Annotated in this window: 20 protein-coding genes; 10 read left to right on the forward strand and 10 right to left on the reverse strand. The window is 48.6% G+C overall.

Features of this window, described 5'->3' with window-relative positions:
* Nucleotides 1-4: 4 nt before the first annotated feature.
* Nucleotides 5-853 (reverse strand): complex I subunit 1 family protein, encoded by an 849-nt coding sequence (locus ACKU40_RS18965; RefSeq protein WP_320174340.1) that lies wholly within the window; start codon nt 851-853, stop codon nt 5-7.
* Nucleotides 853-2,757 (reverse strand): proton-conducting transporter membrane subunit, encoded by a 1,905-nt coding sequence (locus ACKU40_RS18970; RefSeq protein ID WP_320174341.1) that lies wholly within the window; start codon nt 2,755-2,757, stop codon nt 853-855. The genes ACKU40_RS18965 and ACKU40_RS18970 overlap by 1 nt, the downstream gene beginning before the upstream one ends.
* Before the next feature lie 313 nt (nt 2,758-3,070).
* On the opposite strand from ACKU40_RS18970, the gene ACKU40_RS18975 reads away from it, so the two are divergent.
* Nucleotides 3,071-3,571, forward strand: coding sequence for a C40 family peptidase (locus tag ACKU40_RS18975; protein ID WP_320174342.1), 501 nt, complete (start codon nt 3,071-3,073; stop codon nt 3,569-3,571).
* A gap of 58 nt (nt 3,572-3,629) precedes the next feature.
* Here the strand turns inward: ACKU40_RS18975 and ACKU40_RS18980 are convergent, their stop codons facing one another.
* Nucleotides 3,630-4,148: a hypothetical protein gene (locus ACKU40_RS18980; RefSeq protein WP_320174343.1), complete on the reverse strand. Its 519-nt coding sequence runs from the start codon at nt 4,146-4,148 to the stop codon at nt 3,630-3,632.
* Nucleotides 4,149-4,708: 560 nt separating this feature from the next.
* Between ACKU40_RS18980 and ACKU40_RS18985 the strand changes: the two genes are divergently transcribed.
* The 6 genes from ACKU40_RS18985 (at nt 4,709) to ACKU40_RS19010 (ending at nt 11,273) form a co-directional block, all read left to right on the forward strand.
* Complete coding sequence (locus tag ACKU40_RS18985) at nt 4,709-4,996, forward strand: zinc ribbon domain-containing protein (RefSeq protein ID WP_320174344.1); 288 nt, start codon at nt 4,709-4,711, stop codon at nt 4,994-4,996.
* Between the two features lie 174 nt (nt 4,997-5,170).
* Nucleotides 5,171-6,466, forward strand: coding sequence for an adenylosuccinate lyase (gene purB, locus ACKU40_RS18990; protein WP_320174345.1), 1,296 nt, complete (start codon nt 5,171-5,173; stop codon nt 6,464-6,466).
* Nucleotides 6,467-6,760: 294 nt separating this feature from the next.
* Entirely contained in the window at nt 6,761-8,029 is a 1,269-nt protein-coding gene (locus tag ACKU40_RS18995; protein WP_320174346.1) for a L,D-transpeptidase family protein, read from the forward strand.
* On the forward strand, nt 8,029-8,733 hold the full coding sequence (locus ACKU40_RS19000) for a hypothetical protein (RefSeq protein WP_320174347.1): 705 nt from the start codon (nt 8,029-8,031) through the stop codon (nt 8,731-8,733). The genes ACKU40_RS18995 and ACKU40_RS19000 overlap by 1 nt, the downstream gene beginning before the upstream one ends.
* Before the next feature lie 7 nt (nt 8,734-8,740).
* The gene (locus tag ACKU40_RS19005; RefSeq protein WP_320174348.1) at nt 8,741-10,435 is read left to right on the forward strand and encodes a M99 family carboxypeptidase catalytic domain-containing protein; all 1,695 of its coding nucleotides are present in this window, start codon (nt 8,741-8,743) and stop codon (nt 10,433-10,435) included.
* A 28-nt stretch (nt 10,436-10,463) separates the two neighbouring features.
* Nucleotides 10,464-11,273: a sugar phosphate isomerase/epimerase family protein gene (locus ACKU40_RS19010; protein WP_320174349.1), complete on the forward strand. Its 810-nt coding sequence runs from the start codon at nt 10,464-10,466 to the stop codon at nt 11,271-11,273.
* Nucleotides 11,274-11,341: 68 nt separating this feature from the next.
* Here the strand turns inward: ACKU40_RS19010 and ACKU40_RS19015 are convergent, their stop codons facing one another.
* The 3 genes from ACKU40_RS19015 to ACKU40_RS19025 are packed head-to-tail and all read right to left on the reverse strand — an operon-like array spanning nt 11,342 to nt 14,135.
* Entirely contained in the window at nt 11,342-12,679 is a 1,338-nt protein-coding gene (locus ACKU40_RS19015) for a TRAP transporter large permease subunit (protein WP_320174350.1), read from the reverse strand.
* On the reverse strand, nt 12,669-13,154 hold the full coding sequence (locus tag ACKU40_RS19020; RefSeq protein ID WP_320174351.1) for a TRAP transporter small permease subunit: 486 nt from the start codon (nt 13,152-13,154) through the stop codon (nt 12,669-12,671). The genes ACKU40_RS19015 and ACKU40_RS19020 overlap by 11 nt, the downstream gene beginning before the upstream one ends.
* A 6-nt stretch (nt 13,155-13,160) precedes the next feature.
* On the reverse strand, nt 13,161-14,135 hold the full coding sequence (locus ACKU40_RS19025) for a TRAP transporter substrate-binding protein (RefSeq protein ID WP_320174352.1): 975 nt from the start codon (nt 14,133-14,135) through the stop codon (nt 13,161-13,163).
* A 333-nt stretch (nt 14,136-14,468) separates the two neighbouring features.
* On the opposite strand from ACKU40_RS19025, the gene ACKU40_RS19030 reads away from it, so the two are divergent.
* Together ACKU40_RS19030 and ACKU40_RS19035 are read left to right on the forward strand one after the other, a co-directional pair.
* On the forward strand, nt 14,469-16,439 hold the full coding sequence (locus ACKU40_RS19030; protein ID WP_320174353.1) for a hydantoinase/oxoprolinase family protein: 1,971 nt from the start codon (nt 14,469-14,471) through the stop codon (nt 16,437-16,439).
* A gap of 18 nt (nt 16,440-16,457) precedes the next feature.
* The gene (locus ACKU40_RS19035; RefSeq protein WP_320174354.1) at nt 16,458-18,020 is read left to right on the forward strand and encodes a hydantoinase B/oxoprolinase family protein; all 1,563 of its coding nucleotides are present in this window, start codon (nt 16,458-16,460) and stop codon (nt 18,018-18,020) included.
* Between the two features lie 111 nt (nt 18,021-18,131).
* Here the strand turns inward: ACKU40_RS19035 and ACKU40_RS19040 are convergent, their stop codons facing one another.
* Genes ACKU40_RS19040 through ACKU40_RS19050 form a run of 3 tightly spaced genes read right to left on the reverse strand, consistent with a single transcriptional unit; the run spans nt 18,132 to nt 19,745 of the window.
* Nucleotides 18,132-18,686: an HDIG domain-containing metalloprotein gene (locus tag ACKU40_RS19040; RefSeq protein ID WP_320174355.1), complete on the reverse strand. Its 555-nt coding sequence runs from the start codon at nt 18,684-18,686 to the stop codon at nt 18,132-18,134.
* Nucleotides 18,687-18,711: 25 nt separating this feature from the next.
* A complete protein-coding gene (locus tag ACKU40_RS19045) occupies nt 18,712-19,035 on the reverse strand; it encodes an AzlD domain-containing protein (RefSeq protein WP_320174356.1) in 324 nt (107 codons plus the stop codon).
* Nucleotides 19,035-19,745, reverse strand: coding sequence for an AzlC family ABC transporter permease (locus ACKU40_RS19050; protein WP_320174357.1), 711 nt, complete (start codon nt 19,743-19,745; stop codon nt 19,035-19,037). The genes ACKU40_RS19045 and ACKU40_RS19050 overlap by 1 nt, the downstream gene beginning before the upstream one ends.
* A 136-nt stretch (nt 19,746-19,881) precedes the next feature.
* Here ACKU40_RS19050 and ACKU40_RS19055 point away from each other — a divergent pair, with 136 nt between their 5' ends.
* Complete coding sequence (locus tag ACKU40_RS19055) at nt 19,882-21,318, forward strand: PLP-dependent aminotransferase family protein (protein WP_320174358.1); 1,437 nt, start codon at nt 19,882-19,884, stop codon at nt 21,316-21,318.
* 170 nt (nt 21,319-21,488) lie between these two features.
* Here ACKU40_RS19055 and ACKU40_RS19060 read toward each other — a convergent pair whose 3' ends face one another.
* Entirely contained in the window at nt 21,489-22,034 is a 546-nt protein-coding gene (locus tag ACKU40_RS19060) for a tetratricopeptide repeat protein (protein WP_320174359.1), read from the reverse strand.
* Nucleotides 22,035-22,145 lie beyond the last annotated feature (111 nt).

Here is a 22,145-nt window from a genome sequence, read left to right on the forward strand (position 1 = left end):
AAGCTTAACCTGCGTACAGCCAGATGAGGTTGACGAAAGACATGGCCAGACCGATGCTCCATACGTACTTGAGCATCCAGCGCCAGGTCATGCGCGCCATAGTGTTATCAATGATCAGCTCTGCAAAGTAGGTGGAGGCGATCAAGAGTACGCAACCTACCAGGCTGGTGTGCCAGAAGAGGGCACAGATACCGAGAATGAAGATGGTTTCATACCAGTGGCCGATTTCGATGATGCCAAGGTAAGGACCGGAGAACTCGGTAAGCATACCTTTAACCAGCTCCTGGTGCCCGTGGTGGGAAGTGGAGAAGTCAAAGGGGGATTTTCTCAGCTTAATGGTCAGAGCATAACCGAGGACAACAAACATGAGCGGCAGCTGCACAAGCAGAGGCTGTTCGTAGGCCATGATCTCATCAATCCTGAAGCTTCCGGTAACCATGAAGATGGATGCGAAAACGAGGATGAGGAGCGGTTCGTAGGTCAGGACCTGAATCAATTCGCGCTGAGAACCGACCTGGCTGTATGGGGAAGGAGTGGAAAGACCACCCATGACCAGAAATACAGCGCCGATAGCCTGAACAAAGAAGATCAGGAGCAGGTCGCTTCCGGCAAAGAGCAGGCCGACGGACAGGGCTGCTGCAATGAGGTAAACCCATGAGCAGAAAACCTGCCAGAAGTTGCTGACAACTTTTTCTTTACCGAACAGCTTTGCAACATCGTAGAAGGGCTGCAGGATCGGGGGACCGAAGCGGGATTGCAGGCGCGCAGTCAGGCGTCTGTCAAGACCGGCAATAAGGCCGCCCAGAATAGGAGCAATAACGATGCCGAGTATGATGAGAATTAAAGTTTTCATTACAGAGCCCCTCCCAGCATAAGAACTATGAGAGCCAGAGCAACAAAGTTGACCCAGAGGGTGAGTTTTTCTTCACCGAAGAACTCTTTCATGTAGTAGTTGCTTGCCTTGAGTTCTACCGGGCCGTTCATGGGTCCGATGAAGGACTGAACACCGGCTTCAGGAACGTTGGCACCACACATGTAAGTCTGGGAAGTCTTATTGGTTGCAGACTTCTTGGTCTCAATCCATGAGTAGATGAACGCGGCAGCAAGGATGATGAAGATGGGGTATACAGCAAAGACACCGATGGGTGATGTGAATACGCCAGCAGATATTTCAAAGGACTTGCCGACCATAGGCTCAATGAGCTTGGTGTAGATGACAGGTGAGAAGAAAGACAGGACCACTGCGAGACCTGCAAGAGCGGTCAGGGTCAGTCTTGTCAGTACACTCTGGGATTCTGCAGGAACTTTGTCGCGCAGGGGAGCGGTGAGCAGGATACCTGCCCAGCGGGCCCAGAATACGAGGGAAACCGCACTACCGAGAGCGAGCATGGTGATTACGAACATGTCGCCGGATGCGGATTCGATAGCCATCCACTTACCGAGCAGAACACCGAAGGGAGGCAGGAGCATGGTCATGACGCCCACGATGGTAATGATCGCAGTGCGGGGCATCTTGAGATACAGGCCGTGCATGTCTTCAATGTCGCGGCTGCCGATACCGTGCTCAATTGTGCCGACGCACAGGAAGAGCAGGGCCTTGGAGGCTGCGTGGAAGATAATCAGGATGATTGCTGCAGTGATGGACCAACTGGTGTTCAGACCGGCACAGCAGATAATCAAACCGAGGTTACTGATAGTGGAGTAGGCAAGGATTTTCTTGCCGTTGCTCTGGCTGACCGCAATGGCCGCACAGGCAAGGAAGGTAAAGGCACCACAGAGTGCCACACCCTGGCTGAGGAATGTTCCTGCGTAAGCGGGAGCGAGTCTCAGGACGATGTATACACCGGCCTTAACCATGGTGGAGGAGTGAAGCAGTGCGGAGACCGGAGTCGGCGCAACCATCGCTCCGAGCAGCCAGCTCTGGAAAGGAACCTGAGCGGCTTTGGTGAAACCTGCGAGACAGAGCAGACCCAGAGGAGCAAGCATGAGGCCGCCCATGGGACCGGCCTGAATGATGACCTGCAGGTCAAGGGAGCCGGTTTCAGCGTAGGCCCAGATCATACCGAAGACGAAAGCAACACCGCCGAGTGCGTTAAGCATCAAGGCGCGGGTAGCATTCTTGACCGCAATCTGGGTCTGGTCATGCCCGATGAGCATGAAAGAGCAGAAGGTGGTCACTTCAAAGAAGAAGTAGAGCCAGAGAATGTTGTTGGAAAGGACCAGCCCGTTCATTGCTCCGAGGAACAGAACGAGAAAGAAAAAGAACTGTGGCTGGCGGGATTTTACCAAGTGCATGTGTTCCTCATGCTCCTTCATATACGGAATCGCGAAGAAACAGATCAGCGATCCGATGACGGAGATGACGGCAACCATAATCAGGGAGAGGCTGTCCGCAAAGATAGCGGGAGTCTCGACTGCATGGTCGACGAAGAACAATTCAAACGCAGCAAGCGGAACGATCTGTAAGATCACGAAGATCTTGATCATCTGGTTTTTGAGTTTGAATGCGTAATAGAGCATTACGAAAAGCAGGGCAAAATCCGCCAGGGTTATGAGGGAATCCCAGCTGATTCCTACAATTGTACCTGGAGAATAGGTAAAAGTCCCTTGACCGAGCAGGGCAAGGGAGACCGCGGCAAGAACTACACCTGTAGCAAGAACGATCAGGGATCTGATTGCGCTTACTCGCAGAAAGTAGCAGCCGACAGCAGCCACCAAGGGCAACAAGATGGCTAGAACTAACATCATGGGCAACATACGGACCTCACTGTAACGCGATGTTGTACCAGATTTTGGAAAAAATGCCTCAGCCGTGTTAACTTTTTAGGTTTCGTGCAACTCTTGAAAATGTTTCACAATTATCACCTAAACAGTACAAATTAGTCTTCAAAATTTGAAGAAAAGTCAACAGCTAATTGAGATGAAATGGGTTTATCTACCTATAGAAATTACTGATAATTGAAAATTATTTTGTGAAAAATTTAACCATCTCATTGAGTGGTAGAGGCTAAATCTATTGTTAATGCCGATTTTTCAAGATAGAAACTATGGTATGAATAGATGGGGAATTATGAATAATTGGATTTGGCGGCGTGTTATTGTCTGCTGTGTGCTGCTTTTGGTTTCCGGGTGCGGCAAAAAGGTGCTCGGAGTTCCCGGTGTAGATGGAAGCGGGCGTGCTTCGCATTCATCGCTGAAGTCGTCGGTGGTTAAAGTTGCGCGGGCTCAGGTTGGTAAACCTTATAAATGGGGAGGCTCTTCCCCTAATGAGGGGTTTGATTGTTCCGGGCTTGTCTGGTGGGTCTACCAGCGCCATGGAATCAGTGTGCCCCGGGTCTCGTGGCAGCAGAAGGGGGCTGGGAGGGCTGTGCACAAAAGTGAAATTCAGGCCGGTGATATAGTGCTTTTTAAGATCCCCGGGCAGGCCAAAAGCCTGCATACCGGCATTTATTCGGGTAACGGCTACTCATTTATACATAGTCCCAAGAGTGGGCATACGGTCCGCGAAGAGTCCATGGAAAAGAACTACTGGCGCAAATATTTTATCGGGGCGCGCAGAGTCATTAATTAAAAAAGGGAGTCTGCACTGCAGACTCCCTTTTGTTTAAATCTAATGATGTATCCTGACGCTACTGAACAGTAGAGCAGGTCGGAGGCTGGATGTGTGCACCGCTTCCGGCATTGCCCAGTCTTTCCACGTAGTTTTTAACTTCGTCCTGTTCTCTCCAGCCGGCATAGAGTTCCTGCCAGTCATGGAAGGCCATGACTTCGGATTCAAGGTAGGATTCGTGTCCTTTGATCCAGAGGTTGAAAAGATACATTTCCATTTTGAAATCTTTGGAGTCGAAAACCTTAGGGACAATCTTGCTGTTGTACTTGGTGCCGTCAAAGCGTGCGCCGATGAATGAGCAGACAGTGTTCATGGATTTCTGCTGGTCGATTTCCTCATTATTCATCAGGTCGAGCAACCCTTTTAATTTAGGGAACTCCTTATCAATCTGAGTACAGACTTCTTCAGGGACCTTCACTGTCAGTTTCTTGCCTTCTTCAAAGATGAAGTAAAATCTCACCCAGTGGTCAAACATGAAAACTTCGGATATATCTTCGACAGCTTGGTTGAATGCTTTATTTGGCTTTGCTTTTTTCATGGTTTTCTCCTCACAGGTTTTTCGCCGGAGGGTATTTACTCTGCTTCCGGCAGGGAAAGTTTTATATGTTCATGATGCGGCCTGTAGTCAAGGGGTAAAATCTGGTCTGCAATAAAAAGTATTTAAATTTCAAGTGTTTAGTTTGTGAAAAAAATATTTTATTGAATGTGGGACGTTGTAAGGTCAATTGTGTTAGCTTAAGTTCTTTACAATTGCCCCCTTTCTAGGGTACTGACACCTTCTTTGCAGCATATAATCGTGCAGCAAGTACGAAAAAAATATTCAGGAGGTCCTCCAAATGGGTAGGCACAAAAAGATCGAAAGAAAGAAAGAACTTCAGCGTAAACGCCATCGCAGAGCTAAAAGAATCAAAGCTCGTATCGCAGAAGCAAAGGCTGCAGCAGCCAGCTAAGTTATTTTACTGATCTGTTTCAGTCCCCGCGCAGGTTTTTTTGCCGGCATAAAGCGGGACTGATCCGGTTCAGCCCCCTCATCTTCAGGGACAGGTCCGCCAGCCTCGATTGCGAGGTATGGCGTGCCTTTTTTTATTGGAGGGTATTATGCCGATTTATGAATACCAATGTCATGAATGTCAGCAGATATTTGAAGAATGGCAGACAAGCTTTGAAGATAAAGAGCTGGAATGCCCGGTCTGCGGTGGTATAGCCACTAAGGTCCTTTCCCATTCCTCCTTCGTGCTTAAGGGCGGAGGCTGGTATTCTTCCGGGTACTGTAAAACCGACTCGGCTGCCGGAAAAACCGGCAACTCCAGTCCGGCAGGAAGCGGTACCAGTGCATCTACATCCTCGGATTCTTCCGCAAAGAGTTCCGACAGCGCATCAAGCTAGCTGATAAAGGCCAGACGGCCCGGTGTATTCCGGGCCGTCTGTTTTTTTGAGCTTTGAACTCTGACCGATAAAATTACCCTGTATCTTGTCCCGGCCTGCTGTTTATAATATGGTTGGCCCTGGTCGTCTTAAACATTACCTTTACTTTCAGAACAACTAACCGGAATTGGTAAAATGATTGAAAGATATACCCGTCCCGCTATGGGTGAACTGTGGACTCTGGAAAACCGTTTCAGAGTGTGGCTCGAAGTTGAAGTCGCTGTTTGCGAGGCATGGCACAAGCTTGGCCGTATCCCCGCTGAAGACATGGAGATTATCCGTGAAAAGGCTGATTTCGAACTGGATCGCATCCTTGAGATCGAAGAAAAGACCAAGCACGATGTTATCGCCTTCCTGACCGCAGTGGAAGAGAAGGTTGGTCCTTCCTCCCGTTTCATCCACCTCGGCTGCACTTCTTCCGATATTGTCGATACCGCCAACGGAGTTATGCTCAGCCGTGCCGGGAAGATGATTCTGGACGACCTTGATGAATTTCTGGAAGCCCTCAAGGAAATGGCTCATTCCAACAAGGGCCGTATGTGCATGGGCCGTACCCACGGTATTCATGCCGAGCCCACCAGCTTCGGTCTGAAGATGACCGGTTTCTATGCTGAGTTCTCCCGTCATCGCGAGCGTATTGCCGATGCACTTAAGAGCGTCAGTGTAGGTAAGATTTCCGGTGCAGTGGGAACCTATGCCATGCTTGATCCTGAAGTAGAGCGCATTACCTGCGAACTGCTCGGTCTCGGTGTGGACCCCATTTCCACCCAGATTGTACAGCGTGACCGCCATGCGGACTTTTTTACCGCACTGGGCATGCTCGGTGGCGGTATTGAACGTCTCGGTGTTGAACTGAGGCACCTGCAGCGTACCGAGGTACTGGAAGTTGAGGAAGGTTTCAGCAAAGGCCAGAAAGGTTCTTCTGCAATGCCTCATAAAAAGAACCCCATCTCCGCAGAAAACCTTTGCGGTCTTTCCCGTCTGCTGCGTACCAATGGTCTTGTTTCCATGGAAAACATGCCTCTCTGGCACGAGCGTGACATCAGCCATTCTTCCGTGGAAAGGGTCATCATGCCTGACTCCACCATTCTTGCCGATTACATCCTCAGCCGTATGACTGGCGTAATCAAAAGATTGAAGATCAACGGCGACAACATGGATCGCAACCTCATGGCTTCCTACGGTCTGTTCTACTCCCAGCGTGTCCTCATCGCTCTGGTGGAAACCGGACTTGAGCGTCAGAAGGCTTACGAGATGGTTCAGAAAGTTGCTATGCACTGCTGGGAGAACAAGGTCTCTTTCCCTGATGAAGTGCGCAAGGATGAAACCATCAATTCCCACCTTGATAGTGGTGCCCTCGATGAAGCTTTTGATATGGGCTATTACACCCGTTATGAAGATATGATCTTCAAAAGAGTATTCGGTGAATAGCTTGAAAAGTTTTATTTTGAACTGATTTTTAGCCCCGGCGCAGTTGTTTAGGCTGCGCCGGGTCTTCTTTTTTGCAGTACTTTTACATTCATGTTAGGGTCTTAAAAAGCTACTTTTTAATAATGAAAAAGTGTTGTAAGGAAGCTGATTGTAAATACGTCTTTTGCAGTTTTGTAGTGGCGTAAGCTATTGATTAGTGAATCAAAAGTTCGGCAGATGTTTTGGTTCTACCTTAATATATGTTAATGTTATTACGTTATATTGCTTTTTAGTTGATGGAGTGTCGGGTTGGGAATGAAGTATTTTTTTAGAGTGTTTACGGCAGCCATTTTGTTGCTGGCAGGTCTTACTTCCCTTGCATTTGCTGAGGGATGGGAGCCTGTAATTGACCCGACCCCGCTGATCCCTGATTATATCCTTGCTGTTGATAAGGAATCACAAAAGCTGCATCTGCTGGTTCACAAAAGTCCTCTCCATGCGGAGGCCAGTTTAACTTGTGCCACCGGGCAGGTCGCAGGTGACAAGGTTGTGGAAGGGGATCTCAAGACCCCTGAAGGTATTTACTTTACGACCGGTAAACGCACCGGGCTTAAAGATTTTACCCTGTATGGGAACATGGCTTTCCCTTTGGATTTTCCTAACCCGGTGGACCGTATCAAAGGTAAGACCGGATATGGGATTTGGATCCATGGCCGTGGAAAAGAACTTGTTCCCATGGATACTCAGGGATGTGTTGCTCTAGTTAATTCTGACATGGATTTTTTGGATGAGAATATTCAGCCCGGTGCCCCTGTTGTTATCGGAGAGAAAGTAGGCTGGAACAACAGCAGTGACGATCAGTCTGCTGAGGCTGTTGAACTGGGCAAGCTCGTTCATAAATGGGCTGCAGACTGGGAAGATCGTGATGACGCTTTTTTCTCAGCTTATTCACCGGAACTGTTTACCAAGTCTGAGAGAAGCCCGTTCAAGGCTTTTAAGAATAGGAAGAAAAGAATTTTTTCCCAAGCCGGATGGATAGATATTGAGCTGTATAACCTGCGTGCTTTGCGCGGTCCTGATTATTGGGTAACCTGGTTTGACCAGTACTATCGCTCCGGCAGGCTTTCTTCTTCATCTTCCAAAAGGCTTTACTGGCAGAAGGTGGATGGAGAGTGGAAGATTGTCGGTCGTGAATATGGTCCTTCGATCCATTCCCTTAAGAAAAAGTATCTCGCAACCAAGCGTGAAGAAGTTTTAAAATTTCTTGATGAATGGAAGAAAAGCTGGCTTTCCGCTGATATGGATAAATATATTTCCTTATATGATTCCCATGCCAAACAAGGGCGCAGGAGGGGAGCAGATTCTATAAGGGAAAACAAAACTTCCATCTGGAAAGAACGTAAGCCTGCATTCGTAGAGTTCGGAAAGCTGTCTTTGCGTGAACATCCGAAAGGATTGGTAGCTGTTTTTAAACAGACATATTCGGACTCTTCCGGATACAGTGATAAGGGATTAAAAAAACTGGTTATCCGCCCTGAGAATGATAGTTGGCGGATTGTTGACGAACAATGGAGAAAGCTCTGATGGGCAATACCAAGTACAATGTTCTTTTCATGCGTGACGATGACACCGTTAAACGCTACCGCCTTAGTCCTTTTTGGTTGAGGGTTTTGTTCTGGATTGTATTCATGCTGACTGTCTTTGCCGGTGCCGGTGCATGGGCCGGATACACCTTCTGGGATGAGAATGCTCAACTCAAGCAGGAAAAGATTGAATTGCAGAAGGCTCTTAACGATGCTTCCGTGCAGCTTGAGCGGCTGGAGAACGTCAACAAGATTTTAGATTCTTACGATCCTAATGAATTGCAGTCTGTATTGGCCGCTGTTCCGGTGGAAGAAAAAAAAGTGGAGTCCACACCTGTGGTGGACCTGAATAAACTGCTTTTCTATAAGAACCTGATGCGTGCCGGAGTGGAGAATGTTAAGGTGCGTAAGTCCGGAGACAGTCTGGCCTTAAGTTTCGATCTTAACAATTTGCAGACTGCATCGGCTTTGAGCGGCCTTGCCACGGTCGAACTGATCGAGAATAACGGTAAGGGGGTCCAGATTAAGGCCAACCCCAATGATATGTCTTTTCATATTCAGCGTTTTAAGGTTGTTCGCACCCGTTTTGGGCTTCCTTCCGGAAAGTCTCTGAAAGATGTTTACGGTATTAGATTGATTATTACTACTAAAGAAGGCGAGTTGATTTTCAGTGAAGTATATCCTCTGTCGCGCGTTCTTAATTAGTCTTTTTATGCTGTGTCTGGCTTTTCCGGCTGCGGCACAGCAGGTAAGGAACTATACATTTTTTGAAGGTACGCAATATCCGCTGCGGGTTACCTGGGTCTTCGGTGACGAGCCGGGGCCGACAATCATGGTACAGGGCGGTATTCAGGGGGATGAACTTTCAGGTTTTTTTACTGCCCAGCTGCTGACCCGCTGCAACGTGCGCAAGGGTAATCTTATCATTGTCCCCCGTGCCAATGAGCCGTCCATTTTACGCCGTACCCGCCAGATAAACGTCGACTTGAATCGTCGTTTCGACAAAGAATACAACAGCTTTTACGAGGATCGCCTTGCCCGGGCGATCCGTTTTCTTATCGGTGGAGCCGAAGGTTTTATCCATCTTCACGAGGGTAGCGGTTTTTATAATCCAAAGTATGTTAATACCTTGCGCAATCCTAACCGTTATGGTCAGTCATTAATTATTGATGCCGCTGTTTACAAAGGCATCCAGCTGGCTGAAATGTGCGAACGCACGATTAATAAGCTTAATAGCGAAATTAATAATAAGTCTTACTGGTTTACACTTTTCAATACCAAAACTTTCGCTAAGGCCACCCAATATCCGGAAATGTTAAAATCCCTGACCTGCTATGCTCTGCACGAGCGGGGTATTCCGGCCATGGCTGTTGAGGTCAGCAAGGATATTATGGATCTGGGCTGGAAAGTTCGCCAGCAGCTGCGGGCTACTGTCTACCTGTTGCACGAATTTGGTCTCGATCTTGAAGTTCCTGAGTTTTCTTTTCCTAAATCCCAGAACGGGCAGGGCTTTGAAGTTTTGATCAATGGTAAGCCTTTGCGGGGAAAAAGCATTGAGCTGGTCCGTGGGGCACCTGTTTCAACTTCCGGGAAGACTACGGTTGATTCTGAACTGGAGCCCGCTGTGGCTGTATTTGCCAGCGACCGCCCGAACCTGAACCTGCTTACTGCTCCGCGTATGGCTTTGTCTCAGTTTCCGGTACTTGAAGTGCGTATTGACGGAAACAGACAGGCCTCAGCTAATGTGCGCTGGAAGGGCAGCAAGCCTGATCTTCCGGAAGTAAACGGTCCGGTTTTCCTCTGCTGGTTGAATGGTCAGCCCCGGTTTATAAGCGCCGGGGGAACTCTGCAGGCGGTCGAAGGGGATCAGATTATTCTGGAAGGAATTCTCGGCAGCAGCAAAGAGGAAATTCTCAACCTCAAGGGTTTTGTGGCTTCCGTAATGGTTAACAGCGGTCAGGATGTCGGACACGAGATTATAGCTGATCCATCCAATTTCATGGAAAAATACATGCTTAAAGGTCCTGACGGTATCTCCCGTTACCGGGTTGTGCGCGAAACCCCCGGCAAGGAACGTACAGAATTTTATATTTCCATAGTACCCCGCGAAATCAAGGCCCTTGAGTTGGCAGCCGAAGAAGACAGGTCTGATTTCGTCAACTGGACAGATGGAGAAGTCAGGCAGGTCAGCCCTGACTCCTATGTCTTGAAAGATGTCTGGAGTAACGGCGAACGTTGCAAGATCCAGCCTTTTGTGGATAATATCCCCATTTCATGGGGTGAAACCTTTGACGTTAAGGCCGGAAAGGAAACGGTCTTGACCATGCGTCATACCACAACATTTGTTCCGGTAGGCCGGATGGTGTTCAGGGGAACGGATTATCTGCAGAGTAAACTTGAGCAGTAAATGAAATAAGCTGGAAGGGAGAAGTGTAATGAAGCCAGAATTTGAAACCTGCTACGTTAATCTCCCCCTGCGCTATATTTACAACTCTCCTGAGTATCTAGATTTTTTCATTGAAAATTCAATACAGCCTGAATTAGGCTTGGATTGTTTGGGCGATGAATGTTTGAGCATGGATTGGCTGATTTCCATACGGGATCGTCTTGAAGAAGCCGAATTGAAATGCACGGTACATCTGCCGTTTCTTGATCTCAAGCCGTCCAGCCTGAACCCTGCCATTCGTAACGCCTCTATCGATACTTTGCTCACAGCCTTTGAGCTGGCAAAATTTTTCTCTCCGCAACGGATGGTTTTGCATCCGTCATTTACATCGTGGCTTGAGCCGCCTCTTTTTGAACGTTCTTATACAAATTGCGTGGAAGGTATTCGCCGCCTGAGCAATTCGTGGCCTGACCATCCGCCGCTTTGCCTTGAGAATACCTATGAATTTACACCGGACGCCATTGTGCGGCTGGTAACAGATTTGGACCGTGACAATATCGGTATCTGTTTTGATCTCGGACACTGGTTTTCTTTTTCCAAAGGAGCAGAACATGATGATTTTGATCTCTGGTTCAATGCATTTGCGCCGCACATAAAACATGTGCATCTACATGATAATCACGGCAGCAAGGATGAACATCTTGCTCTCGGACGTGGAAGTATGAATTGGAATTACATAATTTCACGCATAGGTGAAATAGATCCCCTACCGACTTTTACCCTTGAGCCGCACAACCGTGAAGATTTTGACGTAACGTATTCTTATTTTCGCGAACATGTAGCTGCCAAATTGTTTTAAAAACTATATTTCAGGCAAAAAAAGTCCCCGCAGAGTTTAACTTTGCGGGGACTTTTTGTTTGATTTTCCTAAGTCCCGATCATTTTTTCAGGCAGATAGAATACAATTTCCGGGAATATTGTTACCAGAATTACCATCAGAACCATGATTACGAAGAAAGGGAAGGTCGCCTTGAGGATGTCTTTTACATCGTCACCGGTAATATACTGGATGACAAAGATGGAGAATCCGACAGGCGGTGTTACCTGCGACAGCTCAACCATGAATACTACGAAAATACCAAACCAGAGCGGGTCGAATCCTGCTGCGATTACAATGGGCAGCACGATCGGCAGGGTCATGACCACAATGGATATGCCGTCGAGGATCATGCCGAGCATGACGTACATGATGCCGAGCACGAAGATGAGCATGTACGGTGAGAGGTTCAGCGTGGCGATGTATTTGCTGAGTGCTGTTGCAATGCCGAGGAATCCGACAACCTGAGAAAGGAAGGCCGCACCGCAGATAATGAAGCAGATCATGCCGCTTGTTTTTACTGCTGAGAGCAGGGCTTCCTTGAAATTGGAAAGAGTCAGGTTCTTGAACCAGAAGGCAATACCTAAAGCACCGAGAACACCGATTACAGCTGCTTCGGTCGGGGTGGTCAATCCGGCATAGATGCCGCCGAGAACCACGGTTATGAGCAGGAAAACCGGAAAAAGATCCTTTAATGATTCAATACGCTGGGCAGTAGTGAACTCTTCCTTGTCCTGCGGAACCAGTGTGGGGTCCATCATGCAACGCACAATGATGTATACGGAATATACACCAGCAAGGGTCAGTCCCGGAATAACTCCGGCAATGAAAAGCTGGCCGATGGATGTGTCGGACAGGATGCCGTAGATGATCATAATCAGGCTGGGCGGGATCAAAAAGCCCAGAGTCCCGGAGCCAGCAAGTGAGCCGATGGCAAGGCTCTTATGGTAACCGCGTTCGGAAAGTTCATTGAAGGTAATCTTACCGACAGTGGCGGTAGTAGCCGCACTGGAACCGGACACTGCTGCGAAAAGTGAGCAGGCCACAACATTAATGTGGTAGAGGCGGCCCGGGATGTTGGACAGCCATGGCACCAGCCCGTTGAGCAGGCGGGTGGAAATGGATGTGCGGTACAAAATCTCGCCCATAAGAATGAACAGGGGCAGGGCCGAAAGGGGCCATGAGTTCATGGTGTTCCACAGGGAGTTAGCCATGAGGTCGCCGATTTTATCCCACACGGAAATGGTCGGCGGCAGGTTCATCTTGCAGAAGAGCATGCCGCAGATGGCAGCTGCATAGAGAGAAAATCCGATCCAGAGGCCGAAAAGCAGAAAGATAACCATAGCCCCTACAAGGACAACGGCCAGCATCAAGGGATCACTTATCATTAATAGCTCTCCTGGCAATAAAGGCGATAATCTGGAGCAGAAGCAGGGCCAGTCCGACAGGAATAGCCAGTTGCGGAATCCAGAGCGGGGTTTCGGCAATGGTGTCCGCTGTCATTTCAAGGTCCCATGTTTCATAGACCATCTGCACAGTGTAATTCAGGGCAAATGCGGTGAGTGCAGCTCCGATGAGTCCGGAAATGATGTCAGCGATCCGTTTGCCGTTCTCGGAAAAATGGGAGGTGAGCAAATTGATCCTGATCAGACCGTTCTCTTTCATGGTGTAAGCAAGACCGGTAAGAATCAGATAAACGAGGGCATAGCCACCGTATTCACTGGAAACAAGTGTGGATGTATTCAGCACAGAACGCAGAAAAATTTCAATGACCACTAGACAGACAATGAAGATCATTCCGGCAGCTGAAAGAAAGGCCCCTCCAATGGAGAGGCCTTCGATTAACCTGATAATTGCACGCATAGAATTCTACTTTTCGTAAGCCTTGATGGCTGCTTTAAAACCTTTCTTTGCACCTTTGAGGGTGTTTTCGAGCATAAGCTTGGCATCGCTGTTCAGCATGTCGCTGATTTCCTTGGAAGGTTCTGAAATAACAATGCCTTTTTCTTCAAGGATTTTGAGAGAATCATCGTTGCTTTTTGCAGACTGCTCCCACTGGTATGCTTCAATTTCTGCAGCAGCTTTGAGCATTGCTTCCTGCTGTTTGGGATTCAGGGCATCCCAGTAATCCTGGTTGATGACCATCATGTTCAGGGGGAATGCGTAGTTAATTTTAGTGAAATATTTAAGGTTTTCCCAGAATTTGCCGTCTTTGCCGGATACTGCGGAGGTCAGGACGGAATCAACAAGTCCGGTCTGCAGTGCGGAATAAAGTTCTCCCCAGGGCAGGGACATGGGGCTGGCACCAACTGCGCGGAGCAGTTCTGCGCCGTTTTTATCGTAAGTACGGGTCTTCAGGCCTTCGAGGTCAGCTACGTTGTTCAGCGGTTTCTTGGTGAAAAGTCCACTGGGAGGCCAAGGTGCGGCGTAGAGCATTTTCTGATTCCAGCGGCGGCAGGCTTTATCATAATAAGGTTTGGTTGCTTCGTAGAGTTTTTTTGCTTCAGCGTAGTCTTTTGCCAACAGGGGCATGGAGCTTACGCCGAAAACCTGATCGGAACCGGAAACAACACCCATGAGAATATCGGACATGGGCAGGGTGCCGTCTTTAACGGTTTTAAGAAGTTCGGGGCCCTTGAAACCGAGACTTCCGCCGGGGTGGACGGTTATCTGCACTGAACCGGAGGTGTACTCAGCTACTTTGTCTGCAAAGAGCTTGGCGCCTTGGGAATGGAAGTTGGTAGCTCCGTAGATGGCATTACAGTCCATCTTCAGGTCTGCAGCCTGAGCAGAAATGGCAAATGCCAGAACCATGAGTAAGGAAGTGATGATCCGTTTTAACATGAGAGACCTCCGTGTTGAATTTTTGCTTTTTTGTTATTTGAAAAATACTTTTCTTAAAAATGTCCGTTATTTAGATTTTAATGTTTAGTAAAAATTAAAAAACTCGAAAAAAAGGAAACGGTTTTTGCGAGTATTTTAAAAATAGATAATTTGTTTTTGGGGACGATTTTGTGAATCAAGAGTGTTTATACACACAATTTTACAAAAATAAAATCTTTTAAATGTGGACAAAATTGGGTAATGTTCGCTCGAATCGAACAATATACGCTTATGAAAATGACAAATAGCAAATCATGCTAGAGCGATTTATAAATACTTAGCGGAGGATGTATAGTGCTGATAATTGGAGTAGATACCGGAGGAACATTTACCGATTTTATTTATAAGGATGGAGATAAATGGGGCGTGCATAAACGTCTTTCAACTCCCCACGATCCTTCCGAAGCCGTAATTAATGGCATCAAGCATATCGCCGGAGAACGGGCTGTTCAAGTGGTCCATGGCTCCACAGTCGCCACCAACGCAATCCTTGAGCGGAAAGGTGTAAAGACCGCTTTGATCACCAATGAGGGTTTTGAAGATGTGATTCAAATCGGACGACAGAATCGTTCCGACCTCTATGATTTATCTTTTTGTAAAAAGCCGCATATTGTTCCTTCTGATCTTCGCTTCGGAATAACCGGAAGAATTGATCACGAAGGAAATGAAATTGAGCCATTTTCTGAAGAAAACGTGCAAGTTATTCTGCAAAGAATTAAAGATTCAGGTGTTGAATCAGTCGCACTTTGTCTTCTTTTTTCATATTTAAATCCCGATCATGAGAACAGAATGCGCGAACTTTTGGACGCCGTTGGTGTCCCTGTTTCTGTTTCGCATGAAATTCTGGCTGAATTCCGTGAGTTTGAGCGTACTTCCACGACAGTTATCAACGCTTATGTCTCACCGAAAATGACCAAGTATCTGACTAAGTTGCAGAAGACTCTCGGTGATGATCCCCTGCGAATCATGCAGAGCAACGGCGGTTCCATCTCCGCAGAGACTGCCATGAATGAGTCTGTACGGACCATTCTTTCCGGTCCTGCAGGCGGCGCTGTCGGTGCACATGCTATCGGGCAGATGGCGGGATATGACCGTCTGATCACCTTCGATATGGGCGGAACTTCTTCTGATGTTGCATTAATTAATGAAGAGCTGCCCCTGACCTTGGAGTCCGCAATTGAGGATTATCCGGTCAAGGTTCCCATGATCGACATCCATACCGTGGGGGCCGGCGGCGGTTCCATTGCCCGCCTTGATGCCGGCGGCTCACTGACTGTAGGCCCTGAAAGTGCGGGTGCTGATCCCGGACCGATCTGCTACGGCAAAGGTTCTGAAATCACCGTTACCGATGCCAACCTTTATCTTGGCCGCCTCATTCCCGAACATTTCCTCGGCGGGGAAATGTCCCTTGAGACTGAAAAGCTGAATAAGGCCATGGAAGTAATGGCTGAAAAAGCCGGGCTTACTCCGGTTGAACTGGCCGAAGGTATCCTCGATATCGCCAACACCAACATGGAACGCGCTATCCGCGTGATTTCTGTTGAACGCGGCTTTGACCCCCGCGAATTCACCATGTTCTCCTTCGGCGGTGCGGGCGGCATGCACTGTGCCTTCCTTGCCAAGCTGCTCTCCATTCCCAAGCTGTTCATTCCTAACAACCCCGGTATTCTTTCCGCTGTAGGTATGGTCATGGCTGACGTTATCAAGGATTACTCCCTGACCGTTATGCGTGACCAGCACAACACCAACGATGTGGATCTTGAAGAGCTTTTTGCTCCGTTGGAAGCGCAGGGACGTGCTGATCTTGCCGAAGAAGGATTTGCTTCTGATGACATCATTGTCGAGCGTTTTCTGGACATGCGTTATCAGGGACAGTCTTTTGAGATTATCGTGCCTTTCAGCGGTGATTGGATTGAAGAATTCTCCCGCCTGCATAAGCAGAATTACGGCTACCGCAACGACAACAAAACCGTTGAAATCGTTAATATCCGCTTGCGTACCAAGGGCATGCCTACCAAGCCGGAGTTCCCGGAAGCGGGTGCGCTGGTTGCTGAAATGGATCCCGAAGCACTGCTCGGCACCACTGAGACCATATTTGACTCCACCAAGATGGAAACACGCATTCTCAACCGTGAGAAACTGCGCCCCGGCAACAAGGTCGACGGTCCGGCAATTATTATCGAATACAGCTCCACTCTGGTTATCCCGCCCTTTGCCAAGGGTGAGGTCGATCCTTACGGTAACCTTATTTTCGACATCGAGTAGTCAGGAGGTTTATATATAATGAATGTGAATCCGATCCTCCTTGAGGTTTTCAAGAACAGGTTTGCGGCCATCTCCGAGGAAATGGGTGTGACCCTGACTCGTACCGCTTTCTCCCCCAACATCAAGGAAAGGCGCGACCTTTCCTGTGCGGTTTTCGATCACAAAGGTGACATGGTTGCTCAGGCCGCGCATATTCCGGTGCATCTCGGTTCCATGCCGCTTTCCGTGAAATCAGCTATTGAACACAGTGATTTTAAAGACGGCGATATGGTCATGCTCAATGACCCGTTCAAAGGCGGAACCCATCTGCCGGACATTACTCTAGTTGCTCCGGTTTTCTGTGAAGGTTCCACCGAGCCTGCTTTCTACGTAGCCAACCGCGCCCACCATTCCGATGTGGGTGGTATGGCTTCCGGTTCAATGCCGCTTTCCACTTCCCTTTATCAGGAAGGAATCATCATTCCACCGGTAAAGATCGTGGAGAATGGCGAGATCGTACCCGGAGTAATGACCCTGCTGCTCAACAACGTGCGTACCCCGGTGGAACGCGAAGGCGATTTTGCAGCCCAGATCATGGCTAATATCACTGGCGTTACCCGTCTCAAGGAACTTATCGCGAAATACGGTCTTGCCAAGGTTGATTTTTACGCTGCCAGCTTGAACGATTACGCTGAATCAATCACCCGAAACACTATCAAATCCATCCCTGACGGAACCTATCAATTCACCGATTACATGGATGGTGACGGCGTGGATTGCGAAAATGTGCCCATTTCCGTGACCATGGAAGTGAAGGGAGACAGTGCTAAGCTCGATTTCACCGCTTCCGGCGATCAGGTTACCGGAAGTGTTAACGCGGTACGTTCCATCACTCTTTCCGCAGTGCTTTACGTATTTCGTTCACTCATTGAAGGTGACGTACCCACCAATGCCGGTATTCTGCGTCCCATCGAAGTGCTGACCCGTAAAGGTTCCATCCTCGATGCGAACTTTCCGGCAGCTGTTGCAGGCGGTAACGTGGAAACTTCTCAGCGCGTTGTTGACGTTGTTCTCGGTGCGCTGGCTGAAGCCATTCCGCAGCGTATCCCCGCAGCAAGTCAGGGAACCATGAACAACATGACCATCGGTGGTATGGATGAGCGTACCGGCAAGCCTTTTGCCTATTACGAAACACTCGCCGGCGGTATGGGCGCATCCGCAACCTGTCGCGGTGAGCATGCCACCCATTCACACATGACCAACACCCTGAACACTCCGGTGGAAGCGCTTGAGTACAGCTATCCGTTTCGCGTAAAGACTTACTGCATCCGCAAGAATACCGGCGGGGCAGGCAGAATTCCCGGCGGTGACGGTCTTGTGCGTGAGATTGAGCTGCTCTCCAGTTGCGAAATCACTGTGCTTTCCGAGCGGCGGGTAAATGCGCCTTACGGCCTGCAGGGCGGTAGCCCCGGAACTCCCGGTAAGAATATCCTGATCCGCGATGGTGAGGAAATTGTGAAGCCCGGTAAGTTTCATTCGCCGCTCAAGAAGGGCGATATCATACGCATGGAAACTCCCGGAGGCGGGGGTTGGGGTAAATAAAATAAACTCAAAGCGGGCCGACACTTCTGGCAAGTGTCGGCCCGCTTTTTTGGGTGATTGTTCCAGCAGGGAACAAACGTTTGGAGTTCAAACAATTAAAAATATTTTAGTTTATTCCAATCCAACTTCGGGTGCGACTTTGGTAATGGCTTCAATGGACAGGGCGAAAAAGTCACCCAGTTCAATGCCGATCTTGTCACATTCTTTGATGATCTCACGATCAACGCTGGCGGCGAAGGCCTTGGCTTTCATCTTTTTCTTGAGGCTCTTGGGTGCCATGCCATTCATTTTTTCAGGACGCATGAGTGCGTTGGCGTGGATGAGGCCGGTTACTGTTTCGCCGCAACGCAGGGCAAAATCAAAATCGCTCTGCGGCGTCACTCCGGTCATGTCGCCGTTATGGGCGCGGATGGCTTGAATTGCTTCTTCGGGCAGTTTACCGTCGAGCATTTCTGCTGCGATAAGTCCGTGTTTTTCCGGGGTCTCGGCAGTCTCGCTGTAATCTAGATCGTGCAGCAGTCCGGTTATGGACCAGAGTTCCACATCCTGACCGAGTTTTTCTGCCAATGCGCCGAGAACTGCCTCGGATTCAAGGGAATGCTGGATCAGGTTTTCTTCTTTTACATTTGACTTGAGCAGTTCAAGTGCTTCATCACGTGAAATCATTTTTGAAATCCTTTTGTTGCTGAAATTACAAGAAATATCTGGCTGCTGCCACCAGCCCCATGCCGACAGCCACGGTGCCGAAGAAATTACGGGTGAAAATGGCTACAGCAAAAGTAGGCACTGCTACCCAAAAGTAAAGGTTGCTGAAAGTCAGGTCGATGACTCCTTCGGGGGCGAGTAGTGAAGGCATCAGCAGGGCGGAAAGAACCGCAGTGGGTACGTAGGAAAGCCACTTGGCCACGATGGGCGGCAGGTCGCGGGAACTAAGGGCCATGGCCGGGAGCATGCGCGGAATGTAGGTTACCGCCATCATGCCGAAAAGAGTGAAAAGTATTGTCTGCTGGTCCATTATTTATTCCCCCATTTAACTGCTGCGCCGAGTGTTGCGCCGATCAGGGTGGCGATGATTACATTCCACTGTCCTGCGCCGCCGAGAGCCAGTGCGGTTGATAACAGTCCGGTGATGAGCCCTACAATGACGTGGCTCTTGTCCTTGATCTGGAAAATGAGCAGGGCGATGAACATCGCCGGAAGAGCGTAATCGAGGCCCATTGGTTTAACGTCAGTTATGAGTGTGCTGGAAAATATGCCCAGTACGGTACCACCCACCCATGCCGCATGGGCGATGGAGTTGATCAGGAAGGTTTCGCCTTTGTGTGTATCTCCCTTTGCAAAGCGGGTGGAGTGGACGGCAAAGCTTTCATCTGTGAGCTGAAAGGTGAAACCTGCTATCTCTAGTTTGCTCCATTTCTTCAGGTAGGGGGAAAGGGCCGCAGACATGAGCATGTGGCGCAGGTTGACGATAAAGGTGGTAATGATCACCGAGATAGCTGAAGCCCCGGAAGCAATTAGTCCCACTGCAATGAACTGTGCTGATCCGGCAAAGACTATCAGGGACATTATCATCGTGTTATCAATGGAAATACCTGACTTGCGGGCCAGAACTCCGTAAGCAAATCCCACAGGAAGGTATCCCAGCATGATGGGCAGGGCCTGTTTGAATGCTGAAATCAAGATGTTGTTTTGTTTTATCTTTTGGGAATTCATTACTGATTCCATACTCACCTCTCCTGTTTGTGAAATTCAATTTTGCTAGTTCGATTTGCTTGCTAGTCTACATAAAATCTGACATCAGTACAGATACAGATTTTATAAATATGAACCGTAACAGTTTTAGCTTCTGAGGTTAAACACAATGAATCTGGACAGTTCAGACAATCAGTACAGATATAAAAAAGTTGAGCAGGAACTTTCAAGGCATATTGAAGCCGGTGATCTTGTGCCCGGAGACAAACTGCCGTCTCTGCGCCAGATGAGCAAAACTCTTAAAGTATCCATTTCGACTGTCGCGCATGCTTACGAAGAACTGGAGAAACGCGGCCTTATCGAATCCCGTCCGCGCTCCGGCTATTATGTGCGTAGCGAATTCCGCACTATTCCCACTCCGGAGATTAAAACTACCCAGAAGCTTGAACCGCATCTGGTCACCAAGAATAAGCTTATTCGGACCGCCCTTGAAACTGTGGGAAATAAAGACTTGCTTCCGTTGGGCGTGGTTTGTCCCTGCCCCAGCAATGACCTCCTGCCTACCCGCCAGTTGGCCAAGATCATGAACAGCGTAATCCGAGAAAATCCCCTTGATACAGTCGGGTATGAAATGATTCCCGGCAACCTTGACTTGCGCCGTCAGATAGCCTTCCGTTCAGTAGATTGTGGTTCCAAAATCACTGCCGATGAGCTGATCATCACCACCGGAGCAATGGAAGCCCTGTACATTTCTTTGCGTACCCTGACCCGACCTGGAGATCTGGTCCTTATTCAATCACCCTCATATTATTGCTTCCTGCAGTTAGTGGAAAATCTTGGCCTGCGGGCAATTGAAATACCTTCCTGCCCTGAGAAAGGTATTAATCCGGACCGGGTAAATGATATTACACGCACTTTCGACATTAAGGCCTGTATTTTTTCGCCGACTTTCAACAACCCGGACGGTAGTATTACTTCAGATGATCGTAAAAAGGAGATTGTTGAACTCCTTGCTAAACGCAAAATTCCGTTAGTCGAGGATGATGTTTACGGGGAAATTTATTTCGGTGATTCCCGGCCTCGTACACTCAAATCTTACGACAAAGAGGGGGGGGTATTACTTTGTTCATCCTTTTCAAAGACCATTGCCCCCGGTTACCGGGTGGGCTGGTTGGCACCGGGGCGGTATCTGGAAAAAGCCCTTGAGATCAAAGCCACTACCAATGTCTCTTGCGTAGCCGTCACCCAGATGGCTATCGCCCGCTATCTGCGCGAAACCCTTTATGACCGCCATCTAAAGAAATTGCGTGCGGCCATGAAGGATCAGATGCAGAAGATGCGTACCGAGATCGGTCTCGCCTTTCCAGAAGGGACCAAGGTCACCAACCCCAAGGGCGGTTCAGTGCTCTGGGTGGAGTTGCCCGAAGGAAAAGACGGGGTGGAACTTTTTTTCAAGGCCCGCGAAGAAGGTATCGGTATTGTACCCGGAACCGTATTCTCTCCGCAGGATGTATTTTCAAATTACATCCGCCTGTCCAGCGGGTCACTCTGGAGCGATGAAATCCAAGCCGGAGTAAGAAGGCTTGGAGAACTTGCTGCTGAGTAGTTTGGAAAATTTTTAGCAGAGGGAAGTTTCGTGCGCTTGTACGAAATTGCTTTTTTACAGCAAAATTTATTAAACAATGCAGCGAAGCATATTGAAAAGTTTTGAGGGGATGGGGTCTGGGGAAGGGGAACTTTTCCAAAAGATCCCCTTCCCCAGCCGCCGGAGGCTTCTTAAGCTATCATAGAAGTTTCTTCGATTACTTTTTCCACCATGTTGGCGGCATCTTCGAAGGATGCTTCGGAATCTGATTCAATGAGCGCTATTTGCAGGTTTATTTCGCGCTGCAGGGTAATGTTTTCCGGATCGAAATAGAGTTTCCAGACAGGGAGTGCCTTTTTCCCGGCTCCGGCGCGGCAGAGTAATAGGCCGAGGTAGAGATAGGAGAAGTTGTCCTTGCCGAGGATGCGGATTGCCCGTTCGAATTCAACTTTGGCCTGAATGTATTTTTCTGCTTTGTATAAGCAATGTCCAAGCCTTTTGCGGGCATCAGCGTTTTGCGGCTCGGTCTTGATGAATTCTTTGTACTTGGCGGCAGCTTCTTCAAAACGCCCGTTTTCATAGGCTACGTTTGCTTCGGCTAAGGTGTCTAAGTTGACTTCTTTGGCGGCAATAGGTTTGGCCGCGCTCTGGACCTGTTCACGGTCTTCTTTTTTTCTGAATCCTCCGAAAAGGAATCCTCTCCGGGAAAGTTTTTGGGCCTTTTTTTTATCCGACATGTGCTCCTCCGCATTGAAAACTGCCGGAGTGTAACGGCAAAACAGCCGGACGCCAAGTTTAAACTCAATCTATGGACATATGGATACCTCCGTTATAAAACAATGTATCTG

It is taken from the genome of Maridesulfovibrio sp. (genome assembly GCF_963666665.1).
Taxonomy (GTDB): Bacteria; Desulfobacterota; Desulfovibrionia; order Desulfovibrionales; family Desulfovibrionaceae; genus Maridesulfovibrio.